This is a genomic window from Palleronia sp. (genome assembly GCF_042089775.1).
Lineage (GTDB): Bacteria > Pseudomonadota > Alphaproteobacteria > Rhodobacterales > Rhodobacteraceae > Palleronia.
On sequence record NZ_JBELKF010000014.1, the window covers coordinates 1 to 20,136 of the forward strand.

At 67.2% G+C, this 20,136-nt stretch carries 23 protein-coding genes and 1 pseudogene; 12 read left to right on the forward strand and 12 right to left on the reverse strand.

Features of this window, described 5'->3' with window-relative positions:
* Nucleotides 1–36 precede the first annotated feature (36 nt).
* On the reverse strand, nt 37–1,437 hold the full coding sequence (locus ACFDS3_RS05655; RefSeq protein ID WP_375261372.1) for a hypothetical protein: 1,401 nt from the start codon (nt 1,435–1,437) through the stop codon (nt 37–39).
* A 131-nt stretch (nt 1,438–1,568) separates the two neighbouring features.
* On the opposite strand from ACFDS3_RS05655, the gene ACFDS3_RS05660 reads away from it, so the two are divergent.
* The gene (locus ACFDS3_RS05660) at nt 1,569–1,976 is read left to right on the forward strand and encodes a hypothetical protein (RefSeq protein WP_375261373.1); all 408 of its coding nucleotides are present in this window, start codon (nt 1,569–1,571) and stop codon (nt 1,974–1,976) included.
* A 72-nt stretch (nt 1,977–2,048) separates the two neighbouring features.
* Nucleotides 2,049–2,519 carry a Dps family protein gene (locus tag ACFDS3_RS05665; protein ID WP_375261374.1) on the forward strand — a complete coding sequence of 157 codons (471 nt, stop codon included), beginning with the start codon at nt 2,049–2,051 and terminating at the stop codon, nt 2,517–2,519.
* Between the two features lie 4 nt (nt 2,520–2,523).
* Here ACFDS3_RS05665 and ACFDS3_RS05670 read toward each other — a convergent pair whose 3' ends face one another.
* Nucleotides 2,524–2,799, reverse strand: a complete 276-nt coding sequence (locus ACFDS3_RS05670; RefSeq protein ID WP_375261375.1) for a DUF1289 domain-containing protein — start codon at nt 2,797–2,799, stop codon at nt 2,524–2,526.
* A 21-nt stretch (nt 2,800–2,820) separates the two neighbouring features.
* Nucleotides 2,821–2,994: a hemin uptake protein HemP gene (gene hemP / locus ACFDS3_RS05675; protein ID WP_375261376.1), complete on the reverse strand. Its 174-nt coding sequence runs from the start codon at nt 2,992–2,994 to the stop codon at nt 2,821–2,823.
* A 366-nt stretch (nt 2,995–3,360) separates the two neighbouring features.
* On the opposite strand from hemP, the gene rpsA reads away from it, so the two are divergent.
* The 7 genes from rpsA (at nt 3,361) to ACFDS3_RS05710 (ending at nt 8,587) form a co-directional block, all read left to right on the forward strand.
* The gene (rpsA, locus tag ACFDS3_RS05680) at nt 3,361–5,115 is read left to right on the forward strand and encodes a 30S ribosomal protein S1 (protein WP_375261377.1); all 1,755 of its coding nucleotides are present in this window, start codon (nt 3,361–3,363) and stop codon (nt 5,113–5,115) included.
* Between the two features lie 170 nt (nt 5,116–5,285).
* The gene (ihfB, locus tag ACFDS3_RS05685) at nt 5,286–5,567 is read left to right on the forward strand and encodes an integration host factor subunit beta (RefSeq protein WP_375261378.1); all 282 of its coding nucleotides are present in this window, start codon (nt 5,286–5,288) and stop codon (nt 5,565–5,567) included.
* Between the two features lie 3 nt (nt 5,568–5,570).
* Complete coding sequence (locus ACFDS3_RS05690; protein ID WP_375261379.1) at nt 5,571–5,972, forward strand: lipopolysaccharide assembly LapA domain-containing protein; 402 nt, start codon at nt 5,571–5,573, stop codon at nt 5,970–5,972.
* The gene (locus ACFDS3_RS05695; RefSeq protein WP_375261380.1) at nt 5,969–6,613 is read left to right on the forward strand and encodes a phosphoribosylanthranilate isomerase; all 645 of its coding nucleotides are present in this window, start codon (nt 5,969–5,971) and stop codon (nt 6,611–6,613) included. The genes ACFDS3_RS05690 and ACFDS3_RS05695 overlap by 4 nt, the downstream gene beginning before the upstream one ends.
* A gap of 63 nt (nt 6,614–6,676) precedes the next feature.
* The gene (locus ACFDS3_RS05700) at nt 6,677–6,997 is read left to right on the forward strand and encodes a hypothetical protein (protein ID WP_375261381.1); all 321 of its coding nucleotides are present in this window, start codon (nt 6,677–6,679) and stop codon (nt 6,995–6,997) included.
* Nucleotides 6,998–7,082: 85 nt separating this feature from the next.
* Entirely contained in the window at nt 7,083–8,306 is a 1,224-nt protein-coding gene (gene trpB, locus ACFDS3_RS05705) for a tryptophan synthase subunit beta (protein ID WP_375261382.1), read from the forward strand.
* Between the two features lie 14 nt (nt 8,307–8,320).
* On the forward strand, nt 8,321–8,587 hold the full coding sequence (locus tag ACFDS3_RS05710) for a hypothetical protein (RefSeq protein ID WP_375261383.1): 267 nt from the start codon (nt 8,321–8,323) through the stop codon (nt 8,585–8,587).
* Nucleotides 8,588–8,593: 6 nt separating this feature from the next.
* Here the strand turns inward: ACFDS3_RS05710 and ACFDS3_RS05715 are convergent, their stop codons facing one another.
* From ACFDS3_RS05715 to ACFDS3_RS05740, 6 genes are all read right to left on the reverse strand, one after another.
* Nucleotides 8,594–8,965 carry a DUF2237 family protein gene (locus tag ACFDS3_RS05715; protein WP_375261384.1) on the reverse strand — a complete coding sequence of 124 codons (372 nt, stop codon included), beginning with the start codon at nt 8,963–8,965 and terminating at the stop codon, nt 8,594–8,596.
* A gap of 40 nt (nt 8,966–9,005) precedes the next feature.
* Nucleotides 9,006–10,028 carry a DUF2332 domain-containing protein gene (locus ACFDS3_RS05720; RefSeq protein WP_375261385.1) on the reverse strand — a complete coding sequence of 341 codons (1,023 nt, stop codon included), beginning with the start codon at nt 10,026–10,028 and terminating at the stop codon, nt 9,006–9,008.
* Nucleotides 10,025–10,714 carry an aminoacyl-tRNA hydrolase gene (gene pth / locus ACFDS3_RS05725; protein WP_375261386.1) on the reverse strand — a complete coding sequence of 230 codons (690 nt, stop codon included), beginning with the start codon at nt 10,712–10,714 and terminating at the stop codon, nt 10,025–10,027. The genes ACFDS3_RS05720 and pth overlap by 4 nt, the downstream gene beginning before the upstream one ends.
* 159 nt (nt 10,715–10,873) lie before the next feature.
* Nucleotides 10,874–11,533, reverse strand: coding sequence for a 50S ribosomal protein L25/general stress protein Ctc (locus ACFDS3_RS05730; protein ID WP_375261387.1), 660 nt, complete (start codon nt 11,531–11,533; stop codon nt 10,874–10,876).
* 123 nt (nt 11,534–11,656) lie between these two features.
* Nucleotides 11,657–12,514, reverse strand: coding sequence for a dihydrodipicolinate synthase family protein (locus ACFDS3_RS05735; RefSeq protein WP_375261388.1), 858 nt, complete (start codon nt 12,512–12,514; stop codon nt 11,657–11,659).
* A complete protein-coding gene (locus ACFDS3_RS05740; RefSeq protein ID WP_375261389.1) occupies nt 12,514–14,412 on the reverse strand; it encodes an alpha-amylase family protein in 1,899 nt (632 codons plus the stop codon). The genes ACFDS3_RS05735 and ACFDS3_RS05740 overlap by 1 nt, the downstream gene beginning before the upstream one ends.
* 141 nt (nt 14,413–14,553) lie before the next feature.
* Here ACFDS3_RS05740 and ACFDS3_RS05745 point away from each other — a divergent pair.
* Nucleotides 14,554–15,323: pseudogene (locus ACFDS3_RS05745) on the forward strand (ZIP family metal transporter).
* Nucleotides 15,324–15,326: 3 nt separating this feature from the next.
* Here the strand turns inward: ACFDS3_RS05745 and ACFDS3_RS05750 are convergent.
* The 3 genes from ACFDS3_RS05750 to trpA form a co-directional block, all read right to left on the reverse strand.
* Nucleotides 15,327–16,637, reverse strand: coding sequence for an NAD(P)/FAD-dependent oxidoreductase (locus ACFDS3_RS05750; RefSeq protein ID WP_375261390.1), 1,311 nt, complete (start codon nt 16,635–16,637; stop codon nt 15,327–15,329).
* A gap of 64 nt (nt 16,638–16,701) precedes the next feature.
* Complete coding sequence (locus tag ACFDS3_RS05755; protein WP_375261391.1) at nt 16,702–17,739, reverse strand: AI-2E family transporter; 1,038 nt, start codon at nt 17,737–17,739, stop codon at nt 16,702–16,704.
* A 21-nt stretch (nt 17,740–17,760) separates the two neighbouring features.
* The gene (gene trpA, locus ACFDS3_RS05760; RefSeq protein ID WP_375261392.1) at nt 17,761–18,555 is read right to left on the reverse strand and encodes a tryptophan synthase subunit alpha; all 795 of its coding nucleotides are present in this window, start codon (nt 18,553–18,555) and stop codon (nt 17,761–17,763) included.
* Between the two features lie 131 nt (nt 18,556–18,686).
* On the opposite strand from trpA, the gene ACFDS3_RS05765 reads away from it, so the two are divergent.
* Nucleotides 18,687–18,878: a hypothetical protein gene (locus tag ACFDS3_RS05765; RefSeq protein ID WP_375261393.1), complete on the forward strand. Its 192-nt coding sequence runs from the start codon at nt 18,687–18,689 to the stop codon at nt 18,876–18,878.
* 67 nt (nt 18,879–18,945) lie between these two features.
* Entirely contained in the window at nt 18,946–20,043 is a 1,098-nt protein-coding gene (gene ychF, locus ACFDS3_RS05770) for a redox-regulated ATPase YchF (RefSeq protein ID WP_375261394.1), read from the forward strand.
* The last annotated feature ends 93 nt before the right edge of the window (nt 20,044–20,136 follow it).

A 20,136-nucleotide genomic window follows, 5' to 3' on the forward strand; every position in this document is an offset into this window, starting at 1 on the left:
GGGGGCGGGCGCTTGGGGCGTGGCGACGCGGCGAGGTCAGTTTCGCGAGACGTTCACGCCTTCGGCCTCGATTTCTTCCGTGATTTCGCCGCCCGTGATCGTCGCGGTGCCGCGGCCGTCATCCTCTTGCACGAGGTCGAAGGCCGTCTCGCCGTCGTCATTGCCCGAGGTGGTGACGTCGGTCGCCTCGAAGGTTAGGTCGCCCGCGTCCTCCTCTTCGTAGGCGAAGCCCGCGCCGCCATTGCCCGTGGCCGAGGCGTCCGACAGCAGGCCGAGGACCGCGCCGCCATCCGATTCGGAGTGCTTGTAGCCGTCGTCGGTGTTCCCGCTGGCCGACGTGCCGACATAGGCGGCGACGAGGTCTCCGTCGCCGGATTCGTCCATGTCCATGCCTTCGTCGAGGTTGCCGTTCACCTCGCCGCCGATCACGAGGATGTCGAGCGTGCCTTCGTCGGCCTCGTCGATGTCGAACCCGTCATCGAGGTCGAGCGCAAACTCGTATTCCTCGACCGAACCGTCGTCGTAGGTGTAGACCGAGCGTTCGATGCAGGCATCGTCGGGGGTGCCTTTGACGGGGCCGGGGATGTCGGCCTCTTGCATGTCGCCCTGCGCGAATTCGCCCTCGGGTTCGTCGGGCAGGTATTGGCCCATGAGGTCGGGATCGCAGTAGAACCCGTTATCCGAGAAGGTCGAGTTCAGCGCCGTGACGCTCACATTGCCGGGGCCGCCCTCGTCAAGCTCGACCCCGTCGGCGCCGACCCTGGTGAAGGACGAGCGGCGGAGCGTGGCATGGATGTCGCCCGCGCCCCGCTCGTCGAGGCGCAGGCCATCGCGGTCGAAGGCGCCGGTGCCCACGTTCTCGACCGTGACGTCGGTCAGGTCGGCGACCAGCGCGGCGGCCGAGCCCTCACCCGCGCCACCGGCACCCGCGCCGCAATCGTCGGCCAGCGAGCAGTCCGAGACATGGATGCCGTGGCCCGACACGCCGCGCACGGTCACGGTGTCGAGCGTCAGGCGCACCTCGCCCTCCTGGTCGTCGCGCACGTCGATAAAGATGCCCTTGCCCCCGCCCGAGTCGGAGCGGTTCTCGATCGAGAAGCCGCCGGGGCCTTCGAAGGTCAGGTCGGTGATCGACAGGTTTGCCCCCTGAGAGGCGGTCAGCAGCGTCTCGTCTGCGCCAAGGATGATCGTCTGGCCCTTGCCGATGATCTCGACCGCGGCCTGCCCGTCGTAGACGAGCCCGGTGTCGAGCGCGATGTCCCCGCCCGTAAGGATGACGATTCGGCTGGGCTTGCCGGACTGGGCGGCCTGTTCGAGCGCGCTGCGAAAGCTCCCGTCGCCAGAGTCGTCCGCGTTGGTCACCGTGATCGGGGTCTGGGCCTCGAGGGCGCCGGCCGCCAGCAGGGCGACGAGCGACAGGGAAAGCGTCGAGCGCACGGGGAGTCTCCTTCTTTCGTGATCTGGGGCGCAGGTACCGGCGCCCGGTAACACTTCGATGACAGAAGGGGGGCTTGCACAGCGGCGTTCACCGAGTAATGTGCTCGGGAATAATCCCGGGGGATCCGCACATGACGCAGACCGTCCGCACCGTCGTCGTGGAAGACGACGTCGTCACGTCGACTCAGCCGCCGCTCATCGCGTTTCTGCGGTTGTCGGCGCTGGCGTGCCGCGCAGCGCCGCGCGGCTCATTGCGGGCCTGCGCGCTGCTGGACCCTGATGCGGGCGCCGAGGACTACGCGATGGCCCTGGCCCGGACGCTGCCCGAAATGACGATGCGTCGTCCCGTGATCTGGCGCCCCGGCGCCACGGGGCGGTCGTTCGATGAGGACTGGCTGTTGTCCTTGCAGGACGCGCTGCGGCGGCGCGACGGGGCGAGCCTGAGGTTCCTGACGCGCAGCCGGGTCCGCCCGGAGGCCGCGCCCTACCTCCTGCTGGTCCTGCGGGGCCTTTGCGAGCGGCTGGACAGCGCGGCCTGAACGCCTATGCTGAAGGCAAGGCGTAGCCAGCCGTCGCAAGCCAGCCTTCGACATAGCAGGACAGGATTAACCATGGCCGAAACAGCTTCAGACCTTTCGCCCGACGCGAGCGCCGAGATCGCCGACGCGCTGCACCAGGCGCTGGCCGAAACCGTCGTCACCACGATGCTCGCACAGAACTACCACTGGAACGTCGAGGGCATGGCCTTCGGCCCGCTGCACGCGCTGTTCCAGGAAATCTACGAGGACCACTTCGAGGGTCAGGACGATCTGGCCGAGCGGGTCCGCGCCATCGGCCAGAAGGCCGTCGGCACCCTGGCCGCGCATCTCGAGCGCTCGAAGGTGAACGAGGGCGACGCCGAGGCGCAGGATCGCGAGATGATCCGCCACCTTGCCGAAGCCCAGGAAACCATCGGCGCCACGCTTGCCGGCCTGTCCGAGGTGTCGGCCCGCCACGGCGACATCCGCACCGAGGATCTGGCCATCGAGCGGGGCCGCATCCACGACAAGTTCGCCTGGATGCTCCGCGCCCACCTGCGCTGAGGGCCTATCCGACGTCGCGATCCCGAATGAGGGGCGGCACAGGCCGCCCCTTTTTCAGACACCGTGTCAGATAGGCCGTGCGCCAGTGATCGTAGCGGCCCATCTGCTGCTGCTGCGCGACGACGAGCGCCAGCATCGCCTCGGCCGCCTCCGGCTTCTTCTGCTTCTTCGAGATCTTCTTCTGCGGCTTCGTCATCGAACAGCCGATGCAGTGGTCGCCGGCCGGGCCGGGACGCTTGAACTTGCAGACGCCGATGCAGGCGCTTTGGACCTTGGCCATGGGGGTTCCCTTTTGCTGGGGTCACTTGGTGAGGATGAGCTTGCCGGCCCGCGTCAGGCGCAACGTGTAGACGCGATCCTCAAGCCTGATTTCGGCCGTGTTCGACCCGCACAGGATGTCGGAGGCCTCGTGCCGGGGCGTCGGGCGAGGCGCCTCTTTCTGGCGCTCGGGCAGGGGGGCGGCGTGATCGATCATGTCCGGCGCTCCTTTCTTGGACGCAGCAGGTCGAGAATCGGCTCGGGCTCGCTTCCCTGTGCGTCGGTTTCCATTGCAGCGGCAAGCATGTCCGACCACCGCAGTGATGCCGGGGGCACCCGGCGAGGAGCGCGGCCGTCCGTTTCCCGGTGCTGGAGCGAGTTGGTCATGGAACATCCGATGGCTGCCTTCAGACAAATCTGACAATAAGTGTCGGGAAAGGTCAAGCGCCGTGGTGCGGGCCTTGGGGCTTGCGATGCGGCCGCGATGGCTGTAACACGTTGCGCGTCGAAGGGGCGGTAGATCCCGGGCGCGGGCAGGGTCGGTCTTACCGGCCCTTTTTCGCATACCGGACCCCCGCCAGCAGTGACCAAATCCACCAGAGACCCGCGGAGACAACCGCGTGGCCAGAATAGATGTAAAAAGGAAACCCGAGACCTTATGGCTCAAAATACATCCATGGAGGAGTTCGAAGCGCTCCTTAACGAAAGCTTCGACATCGACACCCCTGACGAGGGTTCCGTCGTCAGAGGCCGCGTGCTCGCCATCGAGGCAGGCCAGGCCATCATCGACGTCGGCTACAAGATGGAAGGCCGCGTCGATCTGAAAGAATTCGCCGAACCCGGCCAGGCCCCCGAGATCAACGTGGGCGACGAGGTCGAAGTCTACCTGCGCCAGGTCGAGAACGCCCGTGGCGAGGCCGTGATCAGCCACGAGATGGCCCGTCGCGAAGCCGCCTGGGACCGTCTCGAGAAAGCCTATGCCGACGAGAACCGCGTCGACGGCGCGATCTTCGGCCGCGTCAAGGGTGGCTTCACCGTCGACCTCGGCGGCGCCGTGGCGTTCCTGCCCGGCAGCCAGGTCGATGTGCGCCCCGTGCGTGACGCCGGTCCGCTCATGGGTCTCAAGCAGCCGTTCCAGATCCTCAAGATGGACCGCCGCCGCGGCAACATCGTGGTCTCGCGCCGCGCCATCCTTGAAGAATCGCGTGCCGAGCAGCGCGCCGAAGTGATCGCCAACCTCGAAGAAGGTCAGGCTGTCGACGGCGTGGTGAAGAACATCACCGAATACGGTGCCTTCGTGGACCTCGGCGGTGTCGACGGCCTGCTGCACGTCACCGACATGGCGTGGCGCCGCGTGAACCACCCCTCCGAGATCGTGACCATCGGCGAGACCATCAAGGTCCAGGTGATCAAGATCAACAAGGAGACCCACCGTATCTCGCTGGGCATGAAGCAGCTCCAGGACGATCCGTGGGATACCGTCGAAGCCAAGTTCCCGCTGGGTTCGGTCCACCAGGGCCGCGTGACGAACATCACCGACTACGGTGCCTTCGTCGAGCTGGAGCCGGGCGTCGAAGGTCTGGTGCACGTCAGCGAGATGTCGTGGACCAAGAAGAACGTCCATCCGGGCAAGATCGTCTCCACCTCGCAAGAGGTCGAGGTCATGGTGCTCGAGATCGACAGCCAGAAGCGTCGCGTGTCGCTTGGCCTCAAGCAGACCCAGCGCAACCCGTGGGAAGTCTTTGCCGAGACGCATCCCGAGGGCACGCAGGTCGAGGGCGAGATCAAGAACATCACCGAGTTCGGTCTGTTCGTGGGGCTCGAGAACGACATCGACGGCATGGTCCACCTTTCGGACATCTCGTGGGACGAGCGTGGCGAAGAAGCCATCCAGCGCTTCCACAAGGGTGACGTGGTGCAGGCCGTGGTCATCGAGACCGACGTCGAGAAAGAGCGTATCTCGCTCTCGATGAAGGCGCTGGACGACAGCTTCACCGATGTGGTCGGCGGCGTGTCGCGCGGCTCGATCATCACCGTGGAAGTCACGGCGATCGAGGATGGCGGCATCGAGGTCGAGTACGAGGGCATGAAGTCCTTCATCCGTCGTTCGGACCTGTCGCGCGATCGGTCGGAGCAGCGCCCCGAGCGCTTCCAGGTCGGCAACAAGGTGGACGTCCGCGTCACCAACGTCGACCAGAAGTCGCGCCGCCTGGGCCTGTCCATCAAGGCCCGTGAGATCGCCGAAGAGAAAGAGGCGGTCCAGCAGTACGGTTCGTCCGATTCGGGTGCGTCGCTGGGCGACATCCTGGGCGCAGCCCTGAACCGCGACGAAGACTGATCCGTCCGGACCAGATCGAAAATCAGCCCCCGCGATCCGTCGCGGGGGCTTTTTCTATGCCGCGTTGGAAGATAGGCATTGCAAGGTAACGATCGTCATCCGTTCAATTTCGCCATGTTCGCGAGGGCGCGCCGCCCTATATCGCAGGTCCGATTGAGGAGGAATTCGCGATGATCCGCTCCGAGCTGATCCAGAAGGTCGCCGAGGATAACCCGCACCTGACCCAGCGGGACGTCGAGCGGATCGTGAGCACGATCTTCGAGGAGATCATCGACGCCATGTGCGAGGGCAATCGGGTCGAGTTGCGTGGCTTTGGCGCCTTCTCGGTCAAGAAGCGTGATGCGCGGTTGGGCCGGAACCCCCGCACGGGCGAGGCGGTTCCGGTCGATGAAAAGCATGTCCCCTTCTTCAAGGCGGGCAAGCTGCTCAGGGACAGGTTGAACGGGGGCTGAACCATGCGTGTCGTCAAATTCGTCATTCTCGCCATCGTGGCGGTGATTCTTATCATGGTCGCGCTCGCCAATGCGCAGGCGGTGACGCTGCGCCTTCTGCCGGAGGCGATGGCCGGGTTCATGGGCCTGTCCTGGACAGTCACCTTGCCGATGTTCGTGGTGATCCTGGGTGCCGTGGTGCTGGGCTTGATGATCGGCTTCATCGCCGAGTTCGCGCGCGAGCATAAGCACCGCGCCGCCGCCCGGCATGAACGGCGCGAGCGCGAGGCGCTGCAGCGCGAAGTCGCCGACATTCGCCGGTCCCGCGATACCAGCGCGACCAAGAGCGCCAACTCGAACGCGAAGGGCGACGAGATCATCGCTCTGGTCGAGGATCGGTCGGTGCCGGCCAAGCGGGCATCTTGACCTCTGCCCGTTTCAAGATCTGCGGAATCAGCGATCCCGCCGACGTGCCGGCCGCGCTGCTGGCCGGTGCGTCCTACCTGGGCTTCGTGTTCTTCCCGAAGTCGCCGCGGAACCTCGACCTGCCATCCGCCACCGCGATGGCTGGGTCGGTGCCGCCCGGCATCATGAAGGTCGCCCTCGTCGTCGATCCCAGCGACGAGGCGCTCGACCTGCTGACGGGAACGGTGCCGCTCGACATGCTGCAGCTTCACGGGGCCGAGTCGCCCGAGCGGGTGCGCGACATCAAGGCGCGCACCGGCCTGCCGGTGATGAAGGCCGTCGGCGTTGCCGGACTCGAGGATCTGCCGCGAATCGATACCTATGCCGAGGTGGCCGACCAGCTTCTCATCGACGCCAAGCCGCCGCGGGATGCGGAACTGCCGGGTGGCAACGGGCTGGCCTTTGACTGGAGGCTCATCACCGGGCGGAGCTGGTCCAAGCCGTGGATGCTGGCAGGGGGGCTGACGCCGGAAAACGTGGCCGAAGCCGTGCGCGTGACGGGTGCGCCGCAGGTCGACGTGTCGTCCGGGGTCGAGGCCAGACCCGGCGTGAAGGACGCCGACAAGATCGCCGCGTTCGGCAAGGCGATCTCTGGCGGGTGACGGGCACGTAAAGGTGCGCGTCCGCGACTTGACCGGCGACCGTGCCGCATCCATCTGAGCAGCGTGACACAGTCCTCCAGCCGCACCGAACGCCTGCGCCGCCGCCTCGACCGGCAGTTCGACGCGATTTCGCGTGCGATCCCTTTCAGCAGACGCGTGATCTCTCCTTTGCGGGCGCGCGGCGCCGCGTTGATCCGTCTGCCCATAGCGATTCTCTTCATCCTTGGCGGCTTTCTGTCGTTCCTGCCGATCCTGGGCTTCTGGATGCTGCCGCTGGGATTGCTGCTGCTGGCCGTTGACCTGCCGGTCCTCCGGCCTTTCGTGACGACCGTGGCGATCCGCGCCCGCATCCGTGCCCGGCGCCTGCGGCGGCGCTTCAGGTAGGCGGAACGTCGCACCGTCCGGGCGGGCTGCTTGTGCCGCCTGCCTCTCCGGTCTATCGCTACGCGTGGGACAGCGGAGGTGCGAGATGCCGGACGATCTGAAGAACTCCTACCGCACGGGCCCGGACGAAAAAGGCCGGTTCGGCGATTTCGGCGGCCGGTTCGTGTCCGAGACGCTGATGCCGCTGATCCTCGAGCTCGAGCGGCAGTACGAGCACGCCAAGACCGACGACAGCTTCTGGGCCGAGATGAACCATCTCTGGACCCATTATGTCGGACGGCCTTCGCCTCTTTATTTCGCGGAACGCCTGACCGAGCGTCTGGGCGGCGCCAAGATCTATCTCAAGCGCGACGAGTTGAACCACACCGGCGCCCACAAGATCAACAACGTGCTGGGCCAGATCATCCTGGCCCGCCGCATGGGCAAGACCCGCATCATCGCCGAGACGGGCGCCGGCCAGCACGGCGTCGCGACCGCAACGGTCTGTGCCAAGTTCGGCCTGAAATGCGTGGTCTACATGGGCGCCCACGACGTCGAGCGTCAGCAGCCCAACGTCTTCCGCATGCGCCTTCTGGGGGCCGAGGTCGTCCCGGTAACGAGCGGCCGCGGCACGCTGAAGGATGCGATGAACGACGCGCTGCGCGACTGGGTGACCAACGTGCGCGACACGTTCTACTGCATCGGCACGGTGGCGGGGCCGCACCCCTATCCGGCGATGGTGCGCGATTTTCAGGCGATCATCGGCACCGAGGCCAAGGCCCAGATGCAGGAGGCCGAGGGCCGTTTGCCCGACACGCTCGTCGCTGCGATCGGTGGCGGGTCGAATGCGATGGGTCTGTTCTATCCCTTTCTCGACGATCCGACCGTGCGCGTCATCGGGGTCGAGGCCGGCGGCAAGGGTGTCTCGGACGAGATGCAGCACTGCGCTTCGCTGACCGGAGGCCGGCCGGGGGTGCTGCATGGCAACCGAACGTACCTCTTGCAGGACGATGACGGTCAGATCCTCGAAGGGTTCTCGATCTCGGCGGGGCTCGACTATCCCGGCATCGGGCCGGAGCATGCCTGGCTGCACGATATCGGCCGGGCCGAATACGTCTCGATCACGGACCGCGAGGCGCTCGACGCGTTCCAGCTGTGTTGCGAGACCGAGGGCATCATCCCGGCGCTCGAACCGTCCCACGCGCTGGCCCACGTGGCAAAGATCGCGCCCGAGCTTCCCAAGGATCACCTGATCTGCATGAACCTGTGCGGCCGTGGCGACAAGGATATCTTCACCGTCGCGCGCGCCCTGGGAATCGACATCTCATGACAAGAGGTTTGACCATGATGCCCCTGCGCACTGCACTTCTTGCATTCTTCGCAATCTCGGCGGCCCCGGCGTTGGCCGACGACGTCGAGACCGAGGCCCGCGACTACCTGACGGGCCACGGGTTCGAGACCATCGAGATGAGCCGTGACAGCGGGATGCTGACGGCCATCGCGACCGGCAAGGGCAAGCGGATTGAGGTTCGGTACAACGCCGCGACGGGGGAGATCCTGTCGCAGGAGATGACGATGCTGTCGGACGAGCGCACGCCCGACGAAAGCTGAACGGCGTCAGCCCGTCGCGTGCTCGCGCAGGATGTGCAGCGGCACGATCTCCAGCGCGCGGGCGTGAGTGGCCTCGAGGTGCACCCGCGGGCCCGCGCCCTCATCGACCGCCTGCAGGAAACGGCCCGCGCAGAGACACCAGCGGTCGCCGGCCTTGAGCCCCTGGAAACCGAACTCGGGACGTGGCGTGGACAGGTCGTTGCCGAGGTACTTCGACAGGGCGAGGAACTCGTCCGTCATCACGGCGCAGACCGTGTGGCTGCCCTGATCCGCTTCGCAAGTATTGCAGTGCCCGTCCCGAAAGTAGCCCGTCACCGGGTTGGTCGAGCATGGAACCAAGGGCTGTCCGAGGACATTCACCGGGTCGTCGATCTGCATGAGCGGCCTCCTTCCCGGCGGAGCTAGCGCACACGGCGGCTCAAGAAAGGGTGGTCGGGCCGGTCCAGTCCACCCAGCGGCCGTGGAAGTCGACGCGGGCGAGGCGGTGGATCGTGCCGCCCGGCCACAAGGTCAGTTCGGCCGCCGCCGCGTCGCCGTTCGGGTCAGCCTCCATCGCGATGCGGGCGACGGGTCGGCCGGCGTCTTCCATCGCTTCCATCGCGGCGGCCTTGGTGCCGTCGGAGAAATACTGCCAGGCAATCGTGTGATAGACGACCGGAAGCGCCGCTTCGGGGGCCGCGGCGAGGGCGGGGGCGAGCCACGCGCCGGCATCGGCGGCCTCCACGCGTGTGTCAGCGACCGAGATCGCAGCAATCGTCCGGTCTCGCCGCTCTGGCTGGTCGGGCCAGAGGAAGGACAGAAGGCGCAGCCGGTCGGACGGATCGCGCGGGTCAACCGGCGCCAGGTCCACCCCGCGCCGTGCAACGATTCTGGGTGCCGCAGGGGCAGGGGTGGGGCCGGTCCAGTCGGGCGTGAGGGTCAGCACCGGGTCCGGCAGACCGTAGCGGGTGGTGCCGGTCTCGATCGCGAAGCGGTCGAGATGGAGGTTCAGGCCAGCGCTCGCGCCAAGCTCGAACAGGGCGAGCGGCTGCTCGGTATGGGCAGCAAGCATGTGGAGCACCGGGATCAGCGCGGCCGCGCGGCGCACCTCGTTCGTCTGGGGCGCGGTTTCCAGCGCGGCAAGGATATCGCCCTCGCGTCGCAGGAACGCCGCCTCGACCGCCTGCCAGAGCCCGTCGTCGTCTTGCGTGGCCGCGGGGGGCCAGTGATCGGCGAGCTCGGCGTCGCCCGACAGCACCAGCCGGTGCAGCGCCCCCGCGATCCGCAGCGGCACGGACTGCCCGCGGCATGAGACGTCGCCCTGCCACGCCAGCAGGTGAGCGCCCACGGGCGTCGCATCCGTCACGCGCTCGGCCGCGAGCGTCAGAAGTCGTGCGGTGAAGGGCGACCCGAGCCTGCGGCAGCTTTCGGCCTGGTCGCGGTGGGCGTCCTGCAGGGTCACTTGAAGCGGTCCACGAGCTTCTGGAGGGGGCTGCGCGCCTCGTCCTCTTCGGGCTCCGGCTCGGGGGGTTCGGGTCCGGGCTGTGGCGTCGGTCCCTTGGTCCCGGTCGAGGGCCGGGGCGGGTTCAGCCGGAGCGCGACGGCATTCATGAAGCGGCCCGTGTCGGCCTCGGCCAGTGCCGGGGCGCCGTCGGCGCAGCCCCTCAGCATGTCGTCCAGCCACGCCTCGTCGGCCTTGGCGAAATCGTGGAGCACGTAGCCCGGCACGCGGTCCTTGTGCCCGGGATGGCCGACCCCCATGCGCACGCGGGCATAATCGGGCCCGATATGCTGGTGTATCGAGCGCAGGCCGTTATGCCCGGCATGGCCGCCGCCGGTCTTGCACTTGAGCTTGCCCGGCGCGAGGTCGATCTCGTCATGAAAGACGATCACGTCCGCAGGGTCGATCTTGTAGAACCGCAGCGCCTCGCCGACCGATTGGCCGGAATTGTTCATGAAGGTCGTCGGCATCAACAGGGCCACGCGCTCGTTGCCCAGGCGACCCTCGGCCAGCTGGCCCTGGAATTTTGAGCGGAAGGCGGGAAAGCCGTGTTCCTCGGCGATGCGCTGGACCGCCATGAAACCGATATTGTGCCGGTGTCCCGCGTATTTCGGCCCGGGATTCCCCAGACCCACGAACAGACGCATGCGTTCCCCTTTGCGTTGATTTCATCCGTGCGCGGCAAACCTGCCGGTACGGCCGTTTCGCGCGCAGTTTTCAGGACCGAGGATAGCGGATCGCGGACAAAAGAAAACGGCGCGGAGAAAGCTCTCCGCGCCGCGTATGTCGCGAGGCTGATCCGGGGATCAGGACTCGGCGCCGTCCTCGTCGACTTCGGTCGCGGGCACTTCGTCGGCGGCCACTTCCTCTTCGTCGTCCGCGCTCTGCGAGGCGAGGCCGGACGGAGCCGAGATGTTGGCGAGCACGAAGTCGCGGTCGATGGTCGGTCGCGTGCCCTCGGGCAGTTCGGCCTCGGAGATGTGGATCGTGTCACCGATCTCCTTGCCGGCAACCGACATCACGATCTTCTCGGGGATGTCGCCCGCGGTGCAGCGCAGTTCGACTTCGGACCGTACCATGGTCAGCACGCCGCCAGCCTTGAGACCGGGGGCCTTGTCCTCGTCCACCACCTCTACGGGGATGTAGAGCGATACTCGGCTGTTCCGGCGCAGGCGCATGAAGTCGACGTGCGTCGGCAGGTCCTTGACCACGTCGCGCTGGACGCTGCGGCAGATGACCCGCACGTCTTCCTGGCCCTCGACCTTGAGGTTGAAGAGCGTCGCGAGGAAGCGACCGGCCTTCAGCTTCTTAATGAGCGCGTTGTAGGGCAGGTTGATGGGCAGAGGGTCTTTTTCGCCGCCATACACGATGCCGGGCACAAGGTTGTCGCGCCGAGCTTGACGAGCGGCCCCCTTGCCTGTCCCCGTCCGTTCGTAGGCGATGATGTCGGGCGTTTCGCCAGCCATATCGTATCTCCTGAAATTAGATGGATCCCCGCCGCCTCCAAGGGTGTCAGCACGGGGATGCGGGCGTATAGGACAGGGCCGGGGCGCGTGTAAAGGCCCGGCGTTGCCGCGGGGGAAGAGCCTTCAGAGCGCTGCGTCGAGATCCTGTTGCGCGGCGTCGGGCAGGGGCAGAACCGGGCGCGGCGGGTGGATCGGCTTGCCATAGTCCCGCGACGCGATCGCGTGGGCGACCCTGTAGCTGCCGAACTGGCGGAACAGGGCCCAGACCTTTTCGAGCGGTGCGGCGAGGACGCGGGCGCGGTCGGCGTCGCCCTCGATCGCGGCGCGGGCGGCGGGCTGGACGGACTCGGGGCGGATGCCGGCAAGGACGCTGAAGAAGACGTCCGCGCCGCCGGCGAGGGCGTCGATCAGGCCCCAGTCGGCCGAGTAGCCGAGGGTGATGTCCGTCGAGGCGCGCAAGGCGGCGATGTCCTCGGCCACGTCGCCCTCGGGCAAGGGGCGCTTGGCCGCGGTGACGGTGGGAAGGCCTGCGATGCGCGCAATCAGCGCGTTGGAGAACCGAAAGCCGGTCGTGCCCGGGTTGTCGTAGATGCAGAGCGGCAGGGATGTCGCCGCTGCGGCATCGGCGAAGAGGTGGAAGACCTCGTCCTCCGTCAGGCGCTGGTATGACACCGGCTGCAGCAGCAACCCGTCCGCGCCGGCTGCTTTGGCTTCGCGCGCGTTGCGGCACACGTCCTCGGTCGCGAGCGCGCCGATACCGACCCAGAGGGGGATGCGGCCGGCGATCGTTTCGGCCGCGACTTCTCCCGCCCGCCGGCGGATCTGCGGCGGCAGGTATGGCCCGGCCCCGGTCGAGCCGAGCGCGCCGACGGAATCGCAGCCCTCGGTGACGATCCGGTCGAGCATCCGGGCGAAGAGGTCTTCGTCGAGCGTTCCGTCCGCGACGGGCGTGATCGGAAAGGCGGAGAGGCCCCTGAGCATCAACGCAGTTCCTCGTGAAGCCAGACCGCGCCGTAGGGCGGGACGACGATGCGGTCGGCCTCGCGCGCGGGCAGGGCGCCGGTCAGCATGTCCATCGGCATGGCTGCGTGGTCTATGCAGACGCGCTGTGCCTCGATCTGCTGGTCCTGGGGCGTGAAATTATAGAGGCCGGTCAGCGTGCCCTCGGTCCCCGGGCGGCGAACGACCAGCAGCTTGTCGTGGCCGGTGCCGAGCACAGAGGCGGGCACGTCGCCGCGCAGGGCGTCGATCTCGGCCCGGACGCGCAGGATGTGCCGGGTGCCGCGCCAGATGCGTCCTGCGGGCGTGTCGGCCTCGGGCGCGGCTTCGGCCGTCTGCCAGTCCATCGTCGGGCGCTGCATCCAGCGGCCATCGCCGGCGCGGTCGGGATCGTCGCGGAAGCTCTCGTCGTTCGGCAGGCCGATCTCGTCACCCATGTAGATGAGCGGCATCCCACCGAAGCCCGCGATCAGCGCGTGGCCAAGGAGGATGCGGCGCACGGCGAGGTCGATATCTTCCGGTGTTTCCGCAGCCTGAAGCCCCGTCAGCGCGGCCGTCGTGCCGTTGGTGCGGGCGTCGCCCGTCCGCTCGTTCACCTGGAAATCCGCGCCGCGGGCAAAGCTACCGGGGAAGCGGCCGGCGTAGAAGTCCGACAGGAACTTGCGGTGACCGGGGCCGGTGACGCCGACAGCCTCGGCGTCGTCTTCGGTGATGGCCCAGCCGATATCGTCGTGGCAGCGGATATAGGTGGCCCACTGGGCGTTGGTGAACCGTTCGGGGAAGTGGGTGCGCAGGACGTGGGTCATCAGGTCGGCCCGGCCGGTGGCGAGCGCGGACCAGTACTGCACCATCAGCGAGTTGTGGTAGGCGAGGTTCGAGACCTTGCCCGTGTGCCGCCCCGCGCCGAGGTAAGGCACCAGCTGGTGCGGCCCCACGATCGCCTCGGCCTTGAAGATCACGGCCGGTGCCGCAACCGACGCCGCCTGGTTGATCGCCTGCAGGATGTCGTGAACCTCGGGCTCGTTCTGGCAGACCGTGCCGAGGCGCTTCCACATGAAGGCCACCGCGTCGAGGCGCAGCACCTCGGCGCCTGCGTTGGCGAGGTCGAGGATGATGCCGAGGATCGCGAGGAACACCTCGGGGTTTTCCCAGTTCAGGTCCCACTGAAAGCTGTTGAAGGTCGTCCAGACCCATTTCCCGAGGTCGTCGTCCCAGGTGAAGTTGCCCGGCGCCTGGTCGGGGAAGACTTCGAGAAGGGTTTCCTCGTATTGCAGGGGGATCGTCTCGTCGTCGTAAAGCCGGTAGAACTGTTGACGGAACGCGTCGCCCTTGCGGGCGCGGACGGCCCAGTCGTGCTCGCGCGCGGTGTGGTTCAGCACCATGTCGATGCAGGGGCTGATCCCGGCCTTGCGCATCTTCTTCGCCACACGCTTGAAGTCGGCCATCGAGCCCAGCCGCGGGTCGATCTTGCCGTAATCCATCACAGCATAGCCGCCGTCGGAATCGCCGGGGCGCGGCTTGAGGCAGGGCATGAAGTGCGCGTAGCGGATGCCCAGGCTTTGCAGGTAGGGGATGCGGTCCGCGACCGCCTTCATGTCGCCGGCGAAGCGGTCCACGTAGAAGACATAGCCCGCCATGTCCTGCCTCAGGTACCAGTCGGGCGAGACGTCGCGGGCGAGGTCGAGCGCGCGCAGGTCCTTCGGCCGCTCGGCCCACTTCTCGGCCAGCAGGGCACGGACCCGCTTCTGGATCGTCGCAGGTTTCATGGCCTTGCCGTAAAGCCGGGTCAGCGGGGTCATCAGGTCACGCTCGGCCCGCGTCCAGCGCATCGTGAACAGCGCGTCGTCGGATACGGTCGCGGCGGCACCGTCTTTGGCCATGTCACTCTCCCTCGGGGGTCAGCGGACGGACCCTAACCTGCCCGTCCGCCGGGGCAAGCCGGTTCCGAAGCGCGCGCGGCGGCGCATCGTCCGCGAACTGCGTGTTCCGTTTTCTCGCGGCGGCCTTATCTCTCGGGCGACATGAATACCATCCTTCTCGGCGTTTTCGCCAGTCTCGCCGCCGGGTCCATGGCCGCCGTGGGTGCGCTTCCCGTCGCCTTGGGGCGCAAGGTCTCCGAACGCGCGGCCGACGCGGCCTTGGGCTTCGCCGCCGGGGTCATGCTGTCGGCAAGCTTCTTCTCGCTGATCCTGCCGGGGCTCGCGGCGGCGACGCCGCAATATGGCGACACGGGCGCGGCCTTCGTCGCTGCCGGTGGCGTGACGCTTGGGGCGGCCTTCGTCGCGCTGCTGAACCACAGCATGCCGCACGAGCACTTCAAGGGCGGTCGCGAGGGCGTGGGGGCCGAAAAGCTGACCAAGATCTGGCTCTTCGTGATCGCCGTCACCATCCACAACTTCCCCGAGGGGCTGGCCGCGGGCGTTGGCTTCGGCGGCGGGAATGTCGAGAACGGCTTGCCCTTGGCCATCGGGATTGGCTGCAGAACGCGCCCGAGGGGCTGGCTGTGGCGATCGCGCTGCTGGCGAACGGCTATTCGCGCAAGATGTCGGTTCTGACCGCCTCGGCCACCGGCCTGGTCGAGCCGGTGGGCGGCGCCTTGGGCGTGCTCGCCGTTTCGATCTCAGAAGCGCTGCTGCCCTGGGGCCTGACCTTCGCGGCCGGTGCGATGCTTTACATCATCAGCCATGAGATCATCCCCGAGACGCACGTCCGCGGAAACCAGAACGTGGCGACGACCGGGTTCCTCGGGGGCCTCGTCCTGATGATGCTGCTGGACGTGATCTTCGGCTAGGTCTCAGTGCAGTTTCAGCTTGGGTCGGGTGACGCGGTTGAACTCGTGGACGAGGATCTGCAGCGGGCCGCGCCACGGCCCGTGAACGGCCATGAGGTGCATCCGGTAGAGCGACATGTAGGCCAACCGGGCGATCCGGCCCTCGATCTCCATCCGGCCGCCGACGAGGTTGCCCATCAGCGAGCCATGCGTCGCAAAGCGCGACAGCGACACCAACGCACCGCGGTCGCGGTAGACGAAGTTCTTCAGCCGCTCGTCCTTCTGCGCCCGGGCGATCTGGCCCACCATATGGTCGGCCATCTGCTGCGCCGTCTGCGCGCGGGGCGGGACCGGGCGCTCCTCTCCGGGCAGGACGCAGTGGCAGCAATCGCCGATCGCGAAGATGCGCTCGTCCGCGGGGGTGCGCAGCGCCGGTTCGACCACGATGCGGCCCTGGTTCGACAGCTCCAGATCGGTGATGCTGGACAGCGCATGGTCGCCCCTGACGCCTGAGGCCCAGAGGATCATGTCGGCCGATATATCGTCGCCGTCCCTGACCGAGACCCGCCTCGGCGCAACTTCGGTCACCATCGCGCCGGTGCGGACGTCTACCCCGAGCTCGCGCAGCCGTTCTTCGACCTTTTCCGAGATTTCCTCGTCCAGCGCCGGCAACAGGCGCGGCCCCGCCTCGAGCAGGGTGATCTTCAGCGCGCTTTCGTCGAACACCTCGAGCCCGTAGGACCGCAGCGCCTTCGCCGCATTCACCAGCTCGGCCGACAGCTCGACCCCCGTGGCCCCGCCCCCGACGATGCAGACGCGCACCTGGGCATCCTCGCCATGCGCACGCGTGTCGTTGACGCGCAGGCAGGCGTTCAGCAGCTTGCGCCGGAAATGGTCGGCATTCTGCCGGCTTTCCAGGAACATTGCGTGTTCGCGCACGCCGGGAATGCCGAAATCGTTCGAGACGCCCCCCACGGCCAATACCAGCCAGTCATAGCGGATCTCGTGCCGGTCGATGACGATCGCGCCCTCCTCGTCGCGCAGAGGGGCGGTGACGACCATGCGGCGGTCGCGGTCGATCCGCTCGAGCGCGGCGTTGAAAAACCGGTAGCCCCAGCGGGCGGCATGTCCGCCATAGCCCACCTCGTCCGCGTTGGCGTCCATCGATCCGGCGGCGACTTCGTGCAGCAGGGGCTTCCAGACGTGAGTACGGTTCTTTTCGATCAGGATGATGTCGTGGGTGTCGCGCCCGTAGGTCGCCGCCAGCTTGCGCACCAGCCCCAGCCCGGCGGCGCCACCCCCGACAACGACGATCTGCGTCTTGCGCCCGGCCATGTCTCGCCTCCTGCTGCTGCCGCTGAGACAGAGCTAGGCGACGCGGGCTGGCCTGTCACGCACTTCAGATCCGGCCGTTGGCCGACAGCATGACGGCAAGGGGCCGGGTCTGGCCGATCTCGGCCAGGACCAGCACCAGGCTCGCGGTCATCGGCACGGCCAGGATTGCCCCGGGCAGGCCCCACAGCGCGCTCCAGACCGACAGGGCGACGACCACCACGAACGGCGAAAGGTTGAAGGTCTGGCCCATCATCCGCGGCTCGAGATAGCCGCCCACGAGCACCTGCGCGGCCGAAAGTGCGACCATCACCGCCCCGGCGCCCAGAAACGATCCGAACTGCGCGAGGCTGAGCAGGACCGGAAACGCGACCCCGGCAGCCGAGCCGATATAGGGGATGTAGTTGAAGAAGCCGATCAGCACGGCCCAGAACAGCGCGAACTCGATCCCGATCAGCAGCATGATGACGTAGGACAAAGCGCCCAGGATGACGTTCAGCACCGTCTTGACAAAGAGATAGCCGCCGATCCGGTCGTTGATCCTGTGCACCAGCGACATCGCCCTGGCACCGTCATCGGCGCTGCCCGCGGCCGTAATGAGCTTGGCCGTGAAGGCGCCGCGTTCGGCCATGAAGAACGAGGCGTAGAGCACGACGAGGAACAGCGTCGAACCGATGCCCTGCAGCGACAGCAACGCCGGTCCGATGAGTGCCCGCGTGTTGATCTGGTCGAACGTCACTTGCCGCAGGCTCGCCCAGGAGGGCTCGTCCTCGAGGCCCAGAAGCTCCGCCGCACGGTCCACGAGCGCGTCGAGGTTATGCTCGTAGCGGGGCAGCGCCGAGACGACCGAGGTGAGGTTGCGCGAGACCAGCGTGAAGAGTCCTACCACCGCCAGCGCAAAGCCAAGCACCACCAGCGCGCGGCGCCAGACCACCGGAACGCGCCCGAAGGGCGGAATCCGCCCCATCGCCTCGGCGCCCGAGGACAATACGTAGACCGCGATGAGCGCCGCGATGATCGGGATCAGCACGGACTGGCCGACCCACAGGATCCAGCCGATCATCAAGGTCAGCGCAAGACCGTAGGTGAGTTTGCTCAGCTTCACGCCCGTAGCCCTCGATCCGGATCAGCCCGCCCGGTGCGCCCCGTCGGCCAGCGACCGGACGAAGTCGAGCACCTCTTCGACGGGCTTGCCGGCGGCGTTTTCGGCCACGATGGCCGACCCGACCACGCAACCATCGGCCACGCTCGCGATTTCTTCGGCGGTTTCGGGCGTGCGGATGCCGAAGCCGACCACGACCGGCAGGCCGCCCTTTTCGCGGATGCGGGCGACCTCCGGGGCGACCTCGGCCGCCTGGGCCGCCGCGCCGCCGGTGATGCCGGTGACGCTGACGTAATAGACGAAGCCGCTGGTGTTCTTCAGCACCGCCGGAAGGCGTGCGTCATCGGTCGTGGGGGTGGCGAGGCGGATGAAGTCGATGCCGGCAGCCTGCGCGGGCAGGCAGAGCTCGTCATCCTCTTCGGGGGGCAGATCGACGATGATCAGCCCGTCGATGCCCGCCTCGACCGCGTCCTTCAGGAACCGGTCGACCCCGCGCGAATAGATCGGATTGTAGTAGCCCATCATCACGACCGGCGTCGTGTCGTCGTCCTCGCGAAAGGCGCGCACCATCTGCAGCGTCTTGTCGAGCGTCTGCCCGCTTTCGAGCGCGCGCTGACCGGCCAGCTGGATCGTCGGCCCGTCCGCCATCGGGTCGGTGAATGGCATCCCCAGCTCGACCACGTCCACCCCGGCCGAGGGCAACCCCTTCATCAGCGCGAGCGAGCGGTCGTAATCGGGATCGCCTCCCATGATGTAGGCGACGAAGGCGCGGTGCCCCTCTGCGCTCAGCGCCTCGAACCGATCAGATATGCGTCCCATGGCCTGCTCCCCTTTCTTCTTTCCCCGAGTTCGGGCGCCCGGCGAATGCCGTGGCGGGGCAGAACCCCGCGGTCCTGTCTGACGAAGCCCGGCCGCTTGCGCAATGCCCTGAGCGCGCCCACATTCCTCGCATGAACTATGTCCTCGCGCTTTTCCTTCCGCCGCTGTCCATCCTGCTGACCGGACGGCTGTTCCTGTCGATCCTCGTCTTCCTGATCTGGGTGCCCGCGATCATCTTCTCGGGCGGGCTGAGCCACCCGATGTTCATCGCGCTCGCCTGGGTCCTGATCTACCAGAGCCACGCCGACCGCCGCGGCGGCTGAGCTTGCTTCGGCGCCCCTTGCGCCGTATGAGCGCGCCCGACCGACAGCGCAGACCGGAGACGATCACATGGGCTTCAAGATGGGCATCGTGGGCATGCCGAACGTGGGCAAGTCCACGCTCTTCAACGCGCTGACCAAGACTGCCGCGGCGCAGGCGGCCAACTTCCCCTTCTGCACGATCGAGCCGAACGTGGGCGAGGTTGCCGTGCCGGACCGCCGGCTCGACACCCTTGCCGGCATCGCCAAGTCGAAGCAGGTCGTGCCCACGCGCATGACCTTTGTGGACATCGCCGGCCTTGTGAAGGGCGCGTCGAAAGGCGAAGGGCTGGGCAACCAGTTCCTTGCCAACATTCGCGAATGTGACGCCATCGCCCACGTGCTGCGCTGCTTCGAGGATGACGACGTGACCCACGTCGACGGCCGCGTCGATCCCGTCGCCGACGCCCAGACCATCGAGACCGAGCTGATGCTGTCGGACCTTGAGTCGGTCGAGCGGCGCTTGCAGAACATCGTCCGCAAGGTCCGCGGCGGCGACAAGGAGGCGGTCCAGCAGGAACGCCTGCTGAAGGACGCTCAGGCCGCGCTCGAGCAGGGGCTTCCGGCCCGCGTGGTGGACGTGGCAGAGGACGACCAGAAGGCGTGGCGGATGCTGCAGCTTCTGACGACGAAGCCGATCCTCTATGTCTGCAATGTCGCTGAGGACGAGGCCGCAACCGGCAACGCCCAGTCCGAGCGCGTCCGCGAGATGGCGGCCGAGCAGAATGCCGGTGTCGTCGTGATCTCGGCCCAGATCGAGGAAGAGATCGCGCAGCTGGATGCGGAAGAATCGGCCGAGTTCCTGGCTGAGCTTGGGCTGGAAGAGGCCGGCCTCGACCGGCTCATCAAGGCCGGCTACGAGCTTCTGGGGCTGATGACCTACTTTACGGTCGGGCCGAAGGAGGCCCGCGCCTGGACGATCAAGCAGGGCACTCTTGCCCCGCAGGCCGCCGGCGTCATCCACGGCGACTTCGAACGCGGCTTCATCCGTGCCGAGACGACCGCCTATGACGACTATGTCGCATTGGGCGGCGAGGCCGGCGCCAAGGAGGCCGGCAAGATGCGCGTTGAGGGTAAATCCTATGAGGTGAAGGACGGGGACGTCATGCACTTCCTCTTCAACGCCTGACCAGCCACCTGACTGCACTCACCGTCAGCCGCTCATCACGCCGCGGATGATCCCCTGCAGCTTGTCGTCCCCTCGACAAGTGCCCCAAAGCGC